The following is a 16,660-nucleotide window of genomic DNA, read 5'->3' on the forward strand; positions in this document are numbered from 1 at the left end:
GGCTTCGCCTCCGCTTCCGGCTCTGTCTCGGACGTCGGCTCTGGCCCCGGCCCCGTCTGGGGCTTCGACTGCGGCTCCGTCCCTGGCGTCGGCTTGGGCTCCGACTCCAGCTGCGGCTCTGTGTTGGGCGCCAGCTCGGGCTCCCTCTCCCGCTCCCGCTCCAGTCCTACGGTCGCCCCCCAGCCGGTGACCACTCCCGCTCACCGCACCCACCAGCTCGCGGGGACTCCCGGACTCAGCCACCACCCGCTCGGCCTCCACGCACCGGTCGCCAGGCACACTCCGTCCCTCCAGCCACAGCCACCTCACCGCCCCCATCACCCGGTCCGCCCCCGCCGCCACCAGCAACGGCGCTCCGGCCAGCGCATACAGCACATACCGCTCGTGGAACAAGGGCCGGAATTGAGACACCGTCAGCAGGAGCACCGGCGGGACCAGGAGCAACGGCAGGGCGACCGACGCGAGCCGTCCGGAGCCGAGGCCGAGGAGGATCAGGAGGAGCGAGGTCCAGAAGACGATGCCGGTCGGGGTGACGGCGAGGAAGTCGCGGGCGAGGCGTTCCGTCGTGTCCCAGTCCGGCACCCGCAGCCACGCCACCTGACCCGACTGCCGTTGGGACACCCAGGCCAGCGGCAGCAGGGCGCCCACCGCCACACCCGCCGCGCATCCCCAGCCGAGCCACACCGTTCTGCGCGCCCGCGTCGCCGCCAGCGTGATCGCGTGCGCGAAAAGCACCAGGACCGCGAACTCGTGCAGCAGAAAGGTCACGGCGAGGACGGCGCCGTATAGCCACCACGACCGGCCGGGTCGTTCCTCCAACGCCCGCACCAGGAGCAGCGTCGCCCCGGCCACGCCCGCCGCAACGAGGGCGTACGAGCGGCCCTCCTGGGCGTAGTGGCCGGTCAGCGGGGTGATCGCGTAGAGGAGGCCGGCCCAGAGGCCGACGCGGGGGCGGGCCAGGCGGACGCCGAGGGCCGCGACCAGGCCGGCCGTCGCCGCCGCGCCGCACACGGAGGGCAGGCGGAGGGCGACTTCTCCGGGGTGGACGGCGAGGACGGCGTGCATGAGGAGGTAGTACAGGCCGTGCACCGCGTCGACGCCGTGCAGCAGGTGCCAGATCTGCGGCACCGTGCGCCGCCCGACCAGGAACGTGACGCCCTCGTCGCCCCACATCCCGCCGCGGTCGAGCCCCCACAGCCCCAGCGCGAGCATCACGGCCACCGGCACGACCACGGCGACGACCCCCGCACGCGTCCGTCGCCCGTGCCTGTACTCACCCTCACCTTGGCTGTCCACCTGGCTGATTTTGTACTGTTAGCAAGCTCTTACCGACGATTGACGGTGTATTAGCATTCCTGCGGCATTCGCCCGGCTTACGATCCGCCGTGATGAACGCCGCCCGTAGACCCCGCCTCCTCGCCCTCACCCTCGCCTGGCTCGCCACCCGCGCGGGAATGCTCCTTCTCCTCGCGTACAACGGCCTCCCCCTGCTCGGCCATGGTGGGGTCGCACGGGAGGTGTGGCGCCTGTACCACCACTGGTACGGCGTGCTCTCGCACGGCGCGTTCCCGGCGCACGACCCGCTGTGGCAGTACCCGCCGGGCGCCGGGCCCGTGCTCCTGTCCCCGGCGCTGCTGCCGGACCTGACGTACTTCCAGGCGTTCGTCGTCCTCACCCTCGCGACCGACGCGCTGATCACCGTGACCCTGGCCCGCGCGGGCACCCGTCCCGGCCACAGCCTGCGCGGCGCCGCGTACTGGATCGGCTGCCTCCCGCTCCTCCTGCACATGCCCCTCGTCCGCTACGACGTGCAGGTCACGGCGTTCGCCGTCATCTCCCTGTTGACGTTGTCGCGCTCCACGCGTGTGTGCGGCGCGTTCGCGGCGCTGGGCGCGCTGGTGAAGGTGTGGCCGGCGCTGGTGCTGCTGGGGATGCCGAGGGGGCGGACGACGCGGTCGGTGTGGTCGTGGGCGGTGGGGACGGGGGCCTTGTCGCTCATGTCTCTCGTGGTCTTGTTCAACAATCCTTTCGCCTTCTTGCGCCAACAGGGCGGCCGGGGCGTGCAGATCGAGTCACTCGGCGGTACCGCCCTTGGCCTGGCCACCCACGTCGGCTGGCCGGGCCAGGTGCACTATCGATACGGCGCCATGGAGTTCACGGGACCGTACGTCTCCACCGTCGCCGACGCCTCCCTCGCGCTCACGGCGGTCGCCTTCGGGCTCCTGCTGCTGTGGCGGATCCGGGCCCGCCGCTGGACCGACGCGACCCCGTACGACGCCGCGCTGAGCGCCGTCCTGCTGTTCACCGTGACCAGCCGGGTCATCAGCCCCCAGTACATGATCTGGCTGCTCGGCCTGGCCGCCGTCTGTCTGACCTCGCGGCACACCACACAGCGCGCGGTGGCCGCGCTGATCGTGGCGGCGACCGCGGTCAGCTCCGTCGAGTTCCCCGTCCTGTACGGCGACGTCATCCACTCCACGTGGACGGGCTGCGCCCTGATGGTCGTACGCAATGGTCTGCTGGCCGCCGCGGCCGTCCTCTCGTTCGTCCGCCTGTGGCGGTCGTCGAGGCCGCTCCCGGCGACGACGCACGCGCGCGTGCAGTCCCCCGGCCCCTACGGGGAGTCCCAGCAGTTGGCCTCGGCCCGCTCCGGCGCCTGATTGACTGAACGCCGAAACGCGTGGGGGGACGCACCGCACGCGGGTCGAACGACATCCAGTGACGGAGGGGACGGCCGCACATGACCTGGCTGATCACCGGCGGCGCCGGCTACATCGGAGCGCACGTCGTGAGGGCGATGACCGAGGCGGGCGAACAGGCGGTCGTCTACGACGACCTCTCCACCGGCATCGCCGAGCGCGTGCCCGAGGGCGTACCCCTGGTGGTGGGTTCGACCCTGGACGCGGAACGGGTGGCCCGCACCCTCGCCGACCAGGAGGTCACCGGAGTCGTCCATCTGGCGGGGAAGAAGCAGGTCGGCGAGTCGGTGGACCTGCCGTTGCACTACTACAGGGAGAACGTCGAGGGCCTGCGCGTCCTCCTGGAGGCGGTCACCACGGCCGGCGTCCCGTCGTTCGTGTTCTCGTCCTCGGCGGCCGTCTACGGCATGCCGGACGTGGAGCTGGTCACCGAGGAGACGCCCTGCCTCCCGATGTCGCCGTACGGCGAGACCAAGCTGGCGGGTGAGTGGCTGGTCCGCGCGACCGGCAGGGCGACCGGCCTGTCCACGGCCTCCCTGCGCTACTTCAATGTGGCCGGCGCAGGCGCCCCCGAACTCGCCGACGTGGGCGTCTTCAACATCGTCCCCATGGTCTTCGAGAAGCTCACCGAGAACGCGCCCCCGCGCATCTTCGGCGACGACTACGCCACCCCGGACGGCACCTGCGTCCGCGACTACATCCACGTCGGGGACCTGGCCGAGGCCCATGTCGCCGCGGCCCACGCCCTCCAGACTTCCCCCGGCCGCGCTCTCACCCTCAACATCGGCCGCGGGGAAGGCGTTTCGGTCCGCGAGATGATCGACCGCATCAACGCGATCACCGGTTACGACCGCCCCCCGACCGTCCACCCGCGCCGCCCCGGCGACCCGGCCCGCGTCGTCGCCTCCGCCGACCGCATCACCACCGAACTGGGCTGGAAGGCCAAGCACGACGTCGAGGACATGATCTCGTCGGCGTGGGAGGGGTGGGTGCGGTTGCATCCGGGGGCCGCGCGGTCTTGATGAGCGTGATCCGGTGACCTCGGACCTGATGAACTCCGGCCCGGTGGACGGCTGTTCCCGATCTGAACGCGCCCTGGGCGCCGTCCTCGGCTCCGCCGTCGGCGACGCTCTCGGCGCGCCCTTCGAGTTCGGTCCCGAAGGCGCCTTCTCCGCCCGGTTTCCGGTGCCCGGTCATGGCGGCGAGATGTGCGGGGGCGGCGGCTGGGACCCGGGCGAGGCGACGGACGACACGCAGATGGCCGTACTCGTCGCGGAGTCGCTGCTGGAGTGCGGCGAGCTCCAACTCCCGGACATGTTCCGGCGGTTCCGGCGCTGGGCGAGCGCCGACCCCAAGGACATCGGCCTGCAGACCGAGGCCGTGCTGAGTAGCGGCGACCCCTGGGACCAGGCCGCCGCCCTGCACTTCCAGACGAGCCAACGGGGCGCCGGGAACGGTGCGTTGATGCGCGCCGCGCCCTCGGCCGTCCACTTCGCGCGCGCGGGACGCGATGCCACGATGGACGCCGCCCGCCGCATCTCCGCGCTCACCCACGGGGACCGCGCGACCTGGGAAGGCACCGCCGTCTTCCACGAGTTGGTGCGCGTCGCACTGGACGGCGGCGACCCGCTCGACGCCGTCGCGGAGACCCTCCGGTACGTCCACCCCGACCATCGGGAGCGCTACGGCGTCGTCCTCGCCCCGGACTGGCACCCCGACCTGGCGACGGAGTTCAACGGCGCCGTCTGGCCCTGCCTCGCCTCCGCCGTCTGGGCCCTGCGGACCACGTCCTCCTACGAGGACGCCCTGCGCGCCGCGATCGACCTCGGCGGCGACACGGACACCGTCGCCGCGGTGACGGGCGGGCTCGCCGGGGCGGTGTACGGGAGCGCGGCGATCCCCGAGCGCTGGACCGAGGCCCTGCACGTACCGCTGCCGGGGTTCGGTGGTCGGGTGCTGCGGGCGGCTGAACTCGGGGAGCTGGCGCGGCGTTTGGACCACTTGGACGGCTCGGGCCACGGGGGCGGCTGACTCACCGGCCGACTGAGGGGCACTCCCGTCATCGCCGTCAGCCGCGGAGAAGGGGAGAGGGGGCGCCGGCAAGCTAGGAGTACAGCGGGTACGGCAGAGCCCTACAGCGCCTTGAGCCCCTCCGTCGTCGCCCGGGCCAGCGCTCCCAGGTACCCCTTCGGCAGCTTCGGGCTGCGGATCACCACGGCACGCCAGTACAGGGGGCCGGAGATCAGGTCCAGGGCGAGGTCCTCGTCCATGCCGGGGCGGATCTCGCCACGCCGTTCCGCCGCCGCCAGGATCTTGCTGGCCACGCCCTCCTGGCCCTCGCGCAGCGCCTTCTGCATGGCCTCGGCGATCTCGGGGTTGCGGGCCGCCTCGGCCTGGAGGTCCGGGATGATCTGCGAGGCGACGGGGTGACGCAGGGCGCGTGACGTCACCTCGTACAGCATCCGCAGGTCACCCTCCAGCGAACCGGTGTCCGGCGTCGGCAGCCCCATCACCGCGATCGCCGAGACGACGTCGAGCACCAGGTGCAGCTTCGAACGCCAGCGGCGGTACACCGCCGTCTTGCCGACACCCGCGCGGCGTGCGATCCCCTCGATCGACATCCGGGCGTATCCGACCGCCGCCAACTCCTCGAAGACCGCCGCCCGAATGGCTTCGGTCACATCCTCGCGGAGTACGGCCGCCCCGGCGGGGGCGCGGCGGCGCTGACGTGTCTGGGGCTCGTCGGCGTTCGTCGTCATAGCCCAAGCATAGGGGCGTTGCGACGAAACGGTTGCGTTCCGACGCGGCGTGCGCGTGGTGCGTCACGACGAAACGGGCCCGTCGGGACGGAACCGGCCCGTCCCGGCGCAAACCCCACGACCCTAACGACCCCATCACATCCGTCACGACGAAACGGTTGCGTTCCGACGCCGAATCGGCCTACGCTCACGTTGCGACGATACGGTCCCGTCCCGACGTAAGAGAACGTAAAGAGAAGCGTAAGGAAACGCCGGACGACGGGACACGGCAGCCGGACGCATGCACCCCCTCCCCCCCCGAGCGAAAGCAGCGGATGTGAGCCAGGTCCTCGACACACCGCCCCCTTCGCCGGCTCCGGCCGACGAAGACGACCTCGCGGCGCTCGCCGCCCGCCACGGCCTCACAGTCAGTGGTGCCCGCCCCTCCCTGCCCGAGTACGTGCGGCAGTTGTGGGAGCGGCGCCACTTCATCACCGCGTTCGCCACCGCCAAGCTGACCGCGCAGTACAGCCAGGCAAAGCTGGGCCAGGTCTGGCAGGTGATGACACCGCTGTTGAACGCGGCGGTTTACTACTTCATCTTCGGCATCCTGCTGGGCACCAAGCGCGGCGTGCCGGACTACATCCCGTTCCTGGTGACGGGCGTGTTCATCTGGACGTTCACGCAGAGCTCGATCATGGCGGGCACCCGGGCGATCTCGGGCAACCTCGGCCTGGTCCGGGCCCTGCACTTCCCCCGGGCCGCGCTGCCGATCTCGTTCGCGCTGCAGCAGCTCCAGCAGCTGCTGTTCTCGATGGCCGCCCTGGTCGTGATCCTGCTCTGCTTCGGCGTGCCGATCAGCTTCTCCTGGCTGATGGCGGTCCCGGTGCTGATCCTGCAGTTCACGTTCAACGCGGGCGTCTCGATGATCATGGCCCGGATGGGCGCGAAGACGCCGGACATCGCGCAGCTGATGCCGTTCGTGCTGCGCACCTGGATGTACGTCTCCGGCGTCATGTGGAGCATCGACAAGCTGACCAGCAAGGACCACCTGCCGCACATCGTGACGCTCGCCCTGGAGACCAACCCGGCGGCCGTGTACATCGACCTGATGCGCTACTCGCTGATCGACAGCTTCCACTCCAGCCAGCTCCCCCCGCACGTGTGGCCGGCCGCGTTGGGCTGGGCGCTGATCGCCGGAGTCGGCGGCTTCATCTACTTCTGGAAGGCTGAGGAGACGTACGGCCGTGGCTGAGCAGACCATCGAGTACCACACCGAGCGGACCCGCGTGGCCGCCGACAGCACGATCCCCACCGTCGTCTGCGACGGCGTCGACATCGTCTACCGGGTCAACGGAACCGGCGCCGGACGCGGCTCCGCGACCGCCGCCCTCAACCGCATGATGCGCCGCGAGAAGACCGAGAAGGCGGCGGGTGTCCGCAAGGTCCACGCCGTCAAGAAGGTGTCGTTCGTCGCCTACAAGGGCGAGGCGATCGGGCTCATCGGCACCAACGGTTCCGGCAAGTCCACCCTCCTCAAAGCGGTCGCGGGCCTGCTCCCGGTCGAGAACGGCCGTATCTACACCCACGGCCAGCCCTCCCTCCTCGGCGTCAACGCGGCCCTGATGGGTGACCTGACCGGCGAGCGCAACGTCTACCTCGGCGGCCTGGCCATGGGCATGTCCCGGGAGCAGGTCAAGGAGCGCTACCAGGGCATCGTCGACTTCTCCGGGATCAACGAGAAGGGCGACTTCATCACGCTGCCGATGCGCACGTACTCCTCCGGCATGGGCGCCCGGCTGCGGTTCTCCATCGCCGCCGCCAAGGACCACGACGTCCTCCTGATCGACGAGGCGCTGGCGACGGGCGACCGGTCCTTCCAGCGGCGCTCCGAGGAGCGGATCCGCGAGCTGCGCCAGCACGCGGGCACGGTGTTCCTCGTCAGCCACAACAACAAGTCGATCCGCGACACCTGCGACCGCGTGCTGTGGCTGGAGCGCGGTGAGCTGCGGATGGACGGGCCGACGGAGGAGGTCCTGGAGGCGTACGAGGCCTTCACGGGCGGCGCCGACAAGCCCAAGGAACCGGCACCTGCTCCCGCGGGCAAGGTCGCCTAGAGTTCCTCGTCCTGATTGCCCCTGAGGCACTCCATGAAAAGGGCGCCCCGAGCCATTGCGGCCCGGGGCGCCCTCGTCGTCGTAACGACTACTGAAGCAACTACTGAAGCGACTACTAATAGGCGCCTTCTAAAGAAGGGGCGTAGTAACTACGCCCCAGGGACTACGAGTGCGTCCGCAGCAGCGTGCGCATGGTGCGCATCGCCACCGACAGGTTGGCGAGGTCGAACGTCTCCGAGCCCTGGATCTCGTCCAGAGTCGTCCGCGCCCGGCCCAGGATCGCCGCGTTCTTCTCCTGCCAGGTCACGAAGCGCTGCTCGGGGGTCGAGGTGCCGTTGCCCGCCGCGAGGATGTCGGCGGTCAGCGCCGCGTGGGCCGCGTACAGGTCCTCGCGGATGGAGGCGCGGGCCATGGACTGCCAGCGGTCCGCGCGGGGCAACTCGATGATGCGGTCCATGAGTTGGGTGATGTGCAGGCGGTCGGCGAGGTCGTAGTAGACCTCGGCGACGTCCATCGGGTCCTTGCCGGTGCGGTCGGCCACCGAGACGATGTCGAGCGCCGGGAAGGCGGAGGAGAAGCCTGCCACGCGGGTGGCGAGTTCGGCGGGGACGCCGGCGCCGGTCAGCTCGTCGTAGATCTGCTGGTACCAGTCCAGGTCCGCGCCGCGCAGCAGCTTGGGGAGCTGGGACCAGACCTGCTCGACGCGCTCGCCGAAGAACTCGACGGTCTCGGCGAGTTGGAGCGGCTGCGGCCGGTTGTTGAGCAGCCAGCGGGTGCCGCGCTCGCACAGGCGGCGCGAGTGCAGGCGGATGCGGGTCTGGACGGGCGCCTCGACGGTGTTGTCGAGTGCCTCGACGCCGTCCCACACCTCGGCGGCGTCGAAGATCGCGCGGGCCGCGGTCTGCGCCCGGACGATCTCCTCCAGGGAGGCCCCGGTCTCCTCACGGAGGCGGTGCAGGAAGCTCGTACCGCCGGTGTTGACCGTGTCGTTGACGAGGACCGTGGTGACGATCTCGCGGTGCAGCGCGTGGGTGTCGATCTGCTCGGCGAACTTCTCGCGCAGCGCGGTCGGGAAGTAGGCGTGCAGCAGGGTGCGCAGGTAGGGGTCGTCGGGCAGCGTGGTGTGCAGCAGCTCGTCGGCGACCGTGATCTTCGTGTACGCCAGCAGGACGGCCGTCTCGGGACTGGTCAACCCCTGCCCCTGGGCGAGCCGTTCGCGGATCTGGCGGTCGGTCGGCAGGAACTCCAGGGCCCGGTCGAGGTGGCCCTCGCGGACCAGGGTGCGCAGGAAGCGCTGCTGGGCGTGGAGCATGTCCTTGGACTGGGCGAGCGCGTTGGCGATCGCGGTGTTCTGCGCGTAGTTGTTGCGCAGGACGAGCGCGCCGACCTCGTCGGTCATCTCGGCGAGGATCTTGTTGCGCTGCTTGACGGTCATGTCGCCGTCGGTGACCAGGCCGTTGAGCAGGATCTTGATGTTCACCTCGTGGTCGGAGGTGTCCACGCCCGCGCTGTTGTCGATCGCGTCCGTGTTGATCTTGCCGCCCTGCTGGGCGAACTCGATCCGGCCGAGCTGGGTCAGGCCCAGGTTGCCGCCCTCGCCGACGACCTTGACGCGCAGGTCGGCGCCGTCCACGCGGATCGCGTCGTTGGCCTTGTCGCCGACGTCCGCGTGGGACTCGGTGCTGGCCTTGACGTACGTCCCGATGCCGCCGTTCCACAGCAGGTCGACCCGTGACTTGAGGATCGCCTTCATGAGGTCGGCCGGTGTCATCTTGGCGACCTTGTCCTCGATACCGAGGGCCTCGCGGACGTGGGCGTTGACCGGGATCGCCTTGGCCGTACGCGGGAAGACGCCGCCGCCGGCCGACAGCAGGCCGGTGTCGTAGTCCGCCCAACTGGAGCGCGGCAGCTCGAACATGCGGCGCCGCTCGGCGTACGAGACGGCCGCGTCCGGGGTCGGGTCGAGGAAGATGTGCCGGTGGTCGAAGGCGGCGACCAGGCGGATGTGCTCGCTCAGCAGCATGCCGTTGCCGAACACGTCACCGGACATGTCACCGACGCCGACGACCGTGAAGTCCTCGCTCTGGGTGTCGACGCCCAGCTCCCGGAAGTGCCGCTTGACGGACTCCCAGGCACCGCGCGCGGTGATGCCCATCTTCTTGTGGTCGTAGCCGGCCGAGCCGCCGGAGGCGAAGGCGTCACCGAGCCAGAAGTTGTAGCTCTCGGCGACCCCGTTGGCGATGTCCGAGAAGGTCGCGGTGCCCTTGTCGGCGGCGACCACCAGGTAGGTGTCGTCCTCGTCGTGCCGGACGACGTCCGCCGGAGGGACGACCTCGCCGGCCACCAGGTTGTCGGTGATGTCGAGCAGGGCCGAGATGAACATCTTGTAGCTGGCGATGCCCTCGGCGAGCCACGCGTCGCGGTCCACGCTCGGGTCCGGCAACTGCTTGGCGACGAAGCCGCCCTTGGCGCCGACCGGCACGATGACGGTGTTCTTCACCATCTGCGCCTTGACCAGGCCGAGGATCTCGGTCCGGAAGTCCTCCCGCCGGTCCGACCAGCGCAGCCCGCCGCGCGCGACCTTGCCGAACCTGAGGTGCACGCCCTCGACGCGCGGCGAGTACACCCAGATCTCGTACGCCGGTCGCGGCGCGGGCAGGTCGGGGATGGCCTGCGGGTCGAACTTCATCGAGACGTACGCGTGCGCGTGCCCGCCGAGCGCCTCCTGGAAGAAGTTGGTGCGCAGGGTCGCCTTGATGACGGTCAGGAAGGAACGCAGGATGCGGTCCTCGTCGAGGCTCGCCACCTGGTCCAGCGCCGCGTCGACCTCTTCGAGGAGGGCGTCCACGATCTCGCGCCCGGCACGCTGCCGGTCCGGCGACATCCGCGCCTCGAACAGCGAGACGAGCAGGCGCGTGGTGTGGACGTTGTTGCGGAGGGTGTCCTCCATGTAGTCCTGGCTGAAGGTGGAACCGGCCTGCCGCAGGTACTTGGCGTACGCCCGCAGCACCATCGCCTGACGCCAGTTCAGCCCGGCGCTCAGCACCAGCGCGTTGAAGCCGTCGTTCTCGGCCTGCCCGGTCCAGGTGGCGGCGAACGCCTCCTGGAACCGCTCGCGACCGTCCTCACCGAGGTGGTCCCCGCTGCCGTTCTGCGACTTGGGCATCCGCAGCCCGAAGTCGTAGATCCACGCGGTCGTACGGTTCGAGCAGCGCAGTTCGTACGGCCGCTCGTCGACGACCTCGACGCCGAGGCGGCTGAGGACCGGCAGCACGGCGGAGAGGGAGACCGAGGCGCCCTTGCGGTAGATCTTGAAGCGGCGCTCGTCGGGGGCAGCGCCCACCGGCTCGTAGAGGCTGAGCGCGAAGGCCTGCTCCTCGGTGAGCTGTTCGAGGTGGACCAGGTCGGCGACGGCGGCGCGCGGGGAGTGGTCGGCCTTGTAGCCCTCGGGGAAGGCGTTGCCGTAGCTGCGCAGCAGTTCGGCGGCACGCTCCTCGCCGCACTCCGCGTTCAGCGCCTCGCCGAAACCGTCGGCCCAGGAGCGGGCGGCCTCGACCAGGCGGGCCTCGATGCGGTCCTTGTCGGCGTCGGACAGCTCCGGCAGTTCGGTGCCCTGCGGGACGCGGACCACGAAGTGCAACCGGGAGAGGATCGACTCGGTGTTCCAGGCGGTGAAGTCGACGCTGATGCCGTCGAGCTCTTCTTTAAGGATGTCGATGATCCGCAGGCGCACACCGGTCGTGTAGCGGTCGCGCGGGAGGTAGACGAGGGCCGAGTAGTAGCGGCCGTACTCGTCCTGGCGCAGGTACAGACGCAGTCGCCGACGCTCTTGCAGGTAGAGCACGGATGTGACGATGGACCGGAGTTCGTCGACCGGGGTCTGGAACAGCTCGTCGCGCGGGTACGTCTCCAGGATCTGGAGCAGGTCGCGGCCGTCATGGCTGTTGGGCGAGAACCCGGCGCCTTCGAGCACCTCGTCGACCGTGCGCCGGATCACCGGGACCCGGCGGACGGACTCGGTGTAGGCGGCGGACGAGAACAGGCCCAGGAAGCGGCGCTCGCCGACGACCTCGCCGTTCTCGTCGAACTTCTTCACGCCCACGTAGTCGAGATACGACGGACGGTGCACCGTGGAACGGCTATTGGCCTTCGTCAGCACGAGGAGCTTGTGCTCGCGGGCCTTGGCCCGGGCGTCGGCCGGGAGCCGCTCGAAGGACGGACTCACCGGGTGGCTGTCCTCGGCGCCGTGCTGCGGGTCGGAGCGCAGGATGCCGAGGCCGGTACCGGGGACCGCGACGAGGGAGTCGTCCTCGCGCAGCTGGTACTCGCGGTAGCCGAGGAAGGTGAAGTGGTCGGCGGCCAGCCAGCGCAGCAGCTGGCGGGCCTCCTCGACCTCGCTGGAGGGCAGGTCGGAGGCGGTCGGCTCGGTGGGCAGCTCGTCGGCCATCCGCAGGGCCGAGTCCCGCATCTTCTCCCAGTCCTCGACGGCCTCACGCACGTCGGACAGGACGCGCAGCAGGTCGGCGGTGATCTGCTTCAGATCGGCGCGGTCGGTCTCGCGGTCGATCTGTACGTGGATCCAGGACTCGGTGTACGCGTCGTGCGGCAGCTCACCGGTGGGCGGGGTGGTGAGCACCTCGATGAGCTTGCCGGTGAGGTCGCGGCGGACGACGACCTGCGGGTGGATGACGACATGGATGCCGCGGCCCTGGCGGGTCAGCTCGTTGGTCACCGAGTCGACGAGGAAGGGCATGTCGTCGGTGACGACCTCGACGACGGTGTGGCTGCACGTCCAGCCGTTCTCCTCGACCGACGGGGTGTGCACCCGTACGTTCGCCGTGCCCTGGGGTCGGGTCTCGGCCAGCCGGTAGTGGGAGAAGGCGGCACCGAAGACATCGACCGGGTCGCGGCCTGCGAGGTCCTCCGGGGCGGTGTGCAGGTAGTAGCGCTGGAGGAACGCGAGCACGGTCTCCCGGTCGGGAGTGCCCCCGTCCGTCGACCCGGTCGGTAGGTGCCCCCCGACCGGGCTGTTCTCAGCTACCCGAGCAGCCCTCTCGAGCAACTCGGCCTTTGCTTCGTCCAGCTTGGTCTGCATTGTCCTCTGGCTCCTGTCGCGCGCCGTTGCGTGACGTAGAAAGAAGTACGGTCACTTCCCCTGCGGCTCGACGCCACGGCCCGGGTTCTCCGGTCTGCTCAGACGCTATGCCGCAAGGTGAGATGAGCGGTGGGTTATCAGCCATTTTCGGCACGCCCGACGGGTGTGACGCTGCTCTCTGTCGCGTCGGTACCCGGGGTGTGCGCGGCGTCCTGGGAGCCCTTGGAGCTCCGTCCCGCCCGCGAGGGTCTGTCGCGCAGACCCTGGGAGGACCAGCGACCGCCGCCCGGTCACGGATGTAGTCCGTGGTCGCCGGGCGCGGAGCAGGGGCGACGATGCCCCCGCGAAATATCGCGCTGATCACGCCACAAGGCTATCTCTCCTTACCGGGGGCTCGTCATGAGCCGGTTGTGTACAAAACAGAGGGTGGAACTTTGACGTTATGCACAGGGGCGCAGCACATGAAATCGTCGTATTCACGGGCAGTCGGGACGGTGACGATGACGGTGTCCGAGCGGTGAGGCCCCTTGGCAAGCGCTCCGGCGCGCGGCACGTTGCCTATGAACTCGTGAGCTCATGAGTTCACGAGCCCGTGAGCCCATGAGCCCGTGACGTCCGACGCTCACGAGCCCACGGGCCCGTGACGCCCGGCGGAGACACCTGCCACGGCCACAGAGGAGCGCATCGACATGACAGCGAAGATCCTCATCGTCACCGGCGACGCAGCGGAGTCGCTGGAAGTCCTCTACCCCTATCAGCGCCTGCGCGAGGAGGGCTACGAGGTCCACATCGCCGCCCCCGAGCGCAAGAAGCTCCAGTTCGTCGTCCATGACTTCGAACCCGGCTTCGACACCTACACCGAGAAGCCCGGCTACACCTGGCCCGCCGATCTCGCCTTCTCCGAGGTCGATCCCGGCCAGTACGCGGCCCTCGTCATCCCCGGCGGCCGGGCCCCCGAGTACCTCCGCAACGATCCCGAACTCCGCAAGATCCTCAAGTCCTTCTTCGACACGGACAAGCCCGTGGCCCAGATCTGCCACGGCCCCCTGCTCACCGCCGCGATCGACGGCCTGCGCGGCCGGCGCGTCACGGCGTACCCGGCGCTCGAACTCGACATGCAGTCCGCCGGCGCGACCTTCCAGGACGCCGAGACGGTGGTCGACGGCACCCTCGTCTCCGCTCGCGCGTGGCCGGATCACTCCAGCTGGATGCGGGAGTTCCTGACGGTGCTGCGGGCGAAGGCACCGGTGACGTGACCTCGGCAGTCGGCAGTCGGCGGTCGGCGGTCAGCGGTCAGCGGTCAGCGGTCAGCGGTCAGCGGTCAGCGGTCAGCGTGAGGTGACGGGGTGCGCGGTGCTTCTTGAAGTGCCGTGCCCCTGAGGCACAGAGCCCTTGAGGCGCTGCACTTCGGAAGGCACGGTCTCTTGAAGGCGCCGCGTCTCGTCACGCCGGCCGACAGGTCACCCTCACGCCGCCAGCCGCTCCGCCTCCGCGACGGCTTCCGCCAGCGAGTCCACCACCGGTACGCCGACCCCTTCAAGGCTGGCCCGGCTGTGCGAACCGGCGGTGTAGAGCACGGCCCGCGCGCCCACGTGCAGGGCGGCCACCGCGTCGTCGGCCGCGTCACCGATCACCACGGTGCGCGCGGGATCCACGCCGGTCAGCGCCCCGAGGTGCCGCACCATGTGCTCGGCCTTGCTGCCGCCGGAGGGGCCGGTGCGCCCGTCGACCCGTATGAAGTGCGGTTCTATTCCGAACTCCCTTACCAGCGGAACGAGTTCGTCATGGCCGTACATGCTGAGGATCGACTGACTACGACCCGCGGTCCGCCACCCCGCGAGCAGGTCCGCCGCGCCCTCGGTGAGCCCGCAGACGACGCGGTGCTCGGCGTAGTACCGATGGAAGGTCACGTCCATGACCTCCCACTCGGCGTCGGTGGGCAGCCGCCCCAGCAGCCGCTCGTAGAACTTGGGCACCGGCACGCAGTACAGCGCCCGGTACTCCTCCATCGTGATCGGCGTCAGCCCCAGCTCGGCGAACGCCGCGTTCGTCGCCCCGATGATCGCGTCATTGTCGTGGAACAGCGTGCCGTTCCAGTCCCAGACGATGTGCGCGCTTCCTTGCATCCCCATGCCAAAAAAGTACCCGCCGCCACTGACAATCAAGATAATCCCAGGTCAACGGGCACATACGGCCATCCGACCGCCGCCGAACAGGCTCAGTCGGTCAGCCCGACGAGGTTCGGGATCTCCTGCGTCGCGTACCAGAGCAGCTCGTGGTCCTCGGCCCCGTCCACGACGAACTGCGCGTCGTCGTCCCCGCGGTCCGCCGCCGGAAGCGCGTCGGCGGCGGCACTCACATCGCCCTCCGCGTCGCCGAGATCCACGTGTACGGCAGCCGCCCTGCCCAGCGCCACGGTTCCGCTGACCCGCACCTCACCGAGCGCCGCCGGGTCGAGTCCGCGGTCGGGGTCGGCGTGCGCGGTGCCGTCGGGTACGTCGACGGCGACCACGACCCGCCGCCGGGGTGCGTCGGGGTCGGCCGCCAGGAGCCGCAGCGAGGCGAGTGCGGCCCGGTTCAGCGCCGCGTACTCCAACTCCTCGATGTCGTCGGAGAGGTACCACTCGCGCAGCGCGGGCGTGACGGCGTACGCGACGAAGGGTCCCGTCCCCAGCTCGCCCGTCTTGTACGCCTCGGCGAGACCGGAGAGGGTCAGGGGGACGTAGACGCGCATGGCTGGCCGCTTTCGTAGTTCGGAGAGTGCCTCGGGAAGACGGTTCCGCAGGCGGTGCCGCGCCTCCGCGAGGGCCTCCAGGATACGTGCGCGTGTCCCCTATCGAGTCCCCACCCGGACCCCCGGAAGCGTCCACCTCGCGCCCGAAATTCACCCGGGGCACCCCTGCGCTGACGGGCCAGGAGGCCCCCAAATCACCCGGATAAGTGAACAATCCGACCCCTCCGACTCGCGCCACCCCTTCCTTGCGGCCCCCGCCCCCGGCCCCGTACAAGATCCCCAACCACGAAGTTACTTCCCGGTACATCCCGGGCCGACCACAACGGGGACCCCCATGCACAAGGTCATGACCAGGACCGCCCAGCACACCCAGACCCGCCCCCCGACCCGCCGCGACCCCCGCCGCCCCGGCACGGGTTCGCCTCGCGGACACGGTGAGAGCGCGTCCCGCACGACGACCGGCGAGACCCTGCCGGCCACCTCGGCCGACGCCGGGGGCTCACTTCCCACGGCTCCCGGAACCGGCGCGACCGCCGACGCGGCCCCGACGTCACGCGCAGCCGCCCCTTCCGCGACAGCGGACCGAGGCACAGCCCGCCCGGCCCTGGAAGACGGCCGCCCACCGGCCGCTCCGGGCCGCAACCCTCGTACGCCCACTGCGGCCACGGCAGGCCGAGGCACAGCTCGTACAACGCCCACGGCCACGTCGAGCAGGGGCTCGGCCCCGACAACGCTCGCGCTGTCGCCAGGTCGCAGCACAGCCCCTGTCACACCCCATCCCGCCGCAGGCCGAGCCGCACCCCACACCTCGCCGCACGCCGAACCCCACACCGTGCCCGCCCAGGCCGCCCGCAGCCGCGTCCCGCAGCCCCGCCCCACCGACCTCTTCGCCGACCGCCTCCTCGCCGTGCTGAGCGGTCAGCGGCCCGTCCACTCGATGCTCCGCCACACCGCCGGCCGCGCCTACGACGACCTGGCCCGGCTCGCCGAACACGGCCCCCTGCGCGCCACCCGAGGCACCCGCCCGGTGGTTCGCGACATCGGCTACTACGTCGCCCGCGAGGGCGCCGTGGAGGCCTTCGCCCGCATCGGCGCCGGTGACCAGGTCCGTGCCATGGCCTTCCGCCTGGAACGCGGCGCGGACCTCCGCTGGCGCTGCACGGCGGTGGAACTGGGCGGCCCTCGCGCCCCGCACCAGGACGACGACTGAGAAGGGCTGACGGCGGCCCCCGGGGGCTGCAATGGCTGACGGCGGACCGGGGCCTACGGCGGCTGCG

12 protein-coding genes are annotated in these 16,660 nt (G+C 70.4%); 7 read left to right on the forward strand and 5 right to left on the reverse strand.

Annotated elements, in window-relative coordinates:
- On the reverse strand, window positions 1-1,212 hold a 1,212-nt coding region (locus tag SPR02S_RS55475; RefSeq protein ID WP_281169873.1), incomplete at its 3' end, for a glycosyltransferase family 39 protein.
- A 176-nt stretch (window positions 1,213-1,388) separates the two neighbouring features.
- Here SPR02S_RS55475 and SPR02S_RS09695 point away from each other — a divergent pair.
- From SPR02S_RS09695 to SPR02S_RS09705, 3 genes are all read left to right on the forward strand, one after another.
- Window positions 1,389-2,660, forward strand: a complete 1,272-nt coding sequence (locus SPR02S_RS09695) for a glycosyltransferase 87 family protein (RefSeq protein WP_019056752.1) — start codon at window positions 1,389-1,391, stop codon at window positions 2,658-2,660.
- Window positions 2,661-2,740: 80 nt separating this feature from the next.
- Window positions 2,741-3,721, forward strand: coding sequence for a UDP-glucose 4-epimerase GalE (galE, locus tag SPR02S_RS09700; protein WP_019056753.1), 981 nt, complete (start codon window positions 2,741-2,743; stop codon window positions 3,719-3,721).
- Window positions 3,722-3,749: 28 nt separating this feature from the next.
- Window positions 3,750-4,730, forward strand: coding sequence for an ADP-ribosylglycohydrolase family protein (locus SPR02S_RS09705; protein ID WP_043258186.1), 981 nt, complete (start codon window positions 3,750-3,752; stop codon window positions 4,728-4,730).
- A 101-nt stretch (window positions 4,731-4,831) separates the two neighbouring features.
- Here the strand turns inward: SPR02S_RS09705 and SPR02S_RS09710 are convergent, their stop codons facing one another.
- Window positions 4,832-5,458, reverse strand: coding sequence for a TetR/AcrR family transcriptional regulator (locus SPR02S_RS09710; protein WP_019056755.1), 627 nt, complete (start codon window positions 5,456-5,458; stop codon window positions 4,832-4,834).
- Window positions 5,459-5,774: 316 nt separating this feature from the next.
- Here SPR02S_RS09710 and SPR02S_RS09715 point away from each other — a divergent pair, with 316 nt between their 5' ends.
- Both SPR02S_RS09715 and SPR02S_RS09720 read left to right on the forward strand, forming a co-directional pair.
- Complete coding sequence (locus SPR02S_RS09715) at window positions 5,775-6,692, forward strand: ABC transporter permease (protein WP_019056756.1); 918 nt, start codon at window positions 5,775-5,777, stop codon at window positions 6,690-6,692.
- A complete protein-coding gene (locus SPR02S_RS09720) occupies window positions 6,685-7,554 on the forward strand; it encodes an ABC transporter ATP-binding protein (RefSeq protein WP_019056757.1) in 870 nt (289 codons plus the stop codon). Before SPR02S_RS09715 ends, SPR02S_RS09720 begins: the two co-directional genes overlap by 8 nt.
- A gap of 163 nt (window positions 7,555-7,717) precedes the next feature.
- Here the strand turns inward: SPR02S_RS09720 and SPR02S_RS09725 are convergent, their stop codons facing one another.
- Window positions 7,718-12,649 carry an NAD-glutamate dehydrogenase gene (locus tag SPR02S_RS09725; protein WP_019056758.1) on the reverse strand — a complete coding sequence of 1,644 codons (4,932 nt, stop codon included), beginning with the start codon at window positions 12,647-12,649 and terminating at the stop codon, window positions 7,718-7,720.
- 689 nt (window positions 12,650-13,338) lie between these two features.
- Here SPR02S_RS09725 and SPR02S_RS09730 point away from each other — a divergent pair.
- The gene (locus SPR02S_RS09730) at window positions 13,339-13,905 is read left to right on the forward strand and encodes a DJ-1/PfpI family protein (protein WP_019056759.1); all 567 of its coding nucleotides are present in this window, start codon (window positions 13,339-13,341) and stop codon (window positions 13,903-13,905) included.
- 210 nt (window positions 13,906-14,115) lie between these two features.
- Here SPR02S_RS09730 and SPR02S_RS09735 read toward each other — a convergent pair whose 3' ends face one another.
- Window positions 14,116-14,781, reverse strand: a complete 666-nt coding sequence (locus tag SPR02S_RS09735) for an HAD family hydrolase (RefSeq protein ID WP_019056760.1) — start codon at window positions 14,779-14,781, stop codon at window positions 14,116-14,118.
- Between the two features lie 86 nt (window positions 14,782-14,867).
- Window positions 14,868-15,383 (reverse strand): DUF6912 family protein, encoded by a 516-nt coding sequence (locus SPR02S_RS09740; RefSeq protein WP_019056761.1) that lies wholly within the window; start codon window positions 15,381-15,383, stop codon window positions 14,868-14,870.
- An 832-nt stretch (window positions 15,384-16,215) separates the two neighbouring features.
- On the opposite strand from SPR02S_RS09740, the gene SPR02S_RS66120 reads away from it, so the two are divergent.
- The gene (locus SPR02S_RS66120; protein ID WP_019056762.1) at window positions 16,216-16,593 is read left to right on the forward strand and encodes an Rv3235 family protein; all 378 of its coding nucleotides are present in this window, start codon (window positions 16,216-16,218) and stop codon (window positions 16,591-16,593) included.
- Window positions 16,594-16,660 lie beyond the last annotated feature (67 nt).

This window comes from Streptomyces prunicolor NBRC 13075, assembly GCF_000367365.1.
GTDB lineage: Bacteria > Actinomycetota > Actinomycetes > Streptomycetales > Streptomycetaceae > Streptomyces > Streptomyces prunicolor.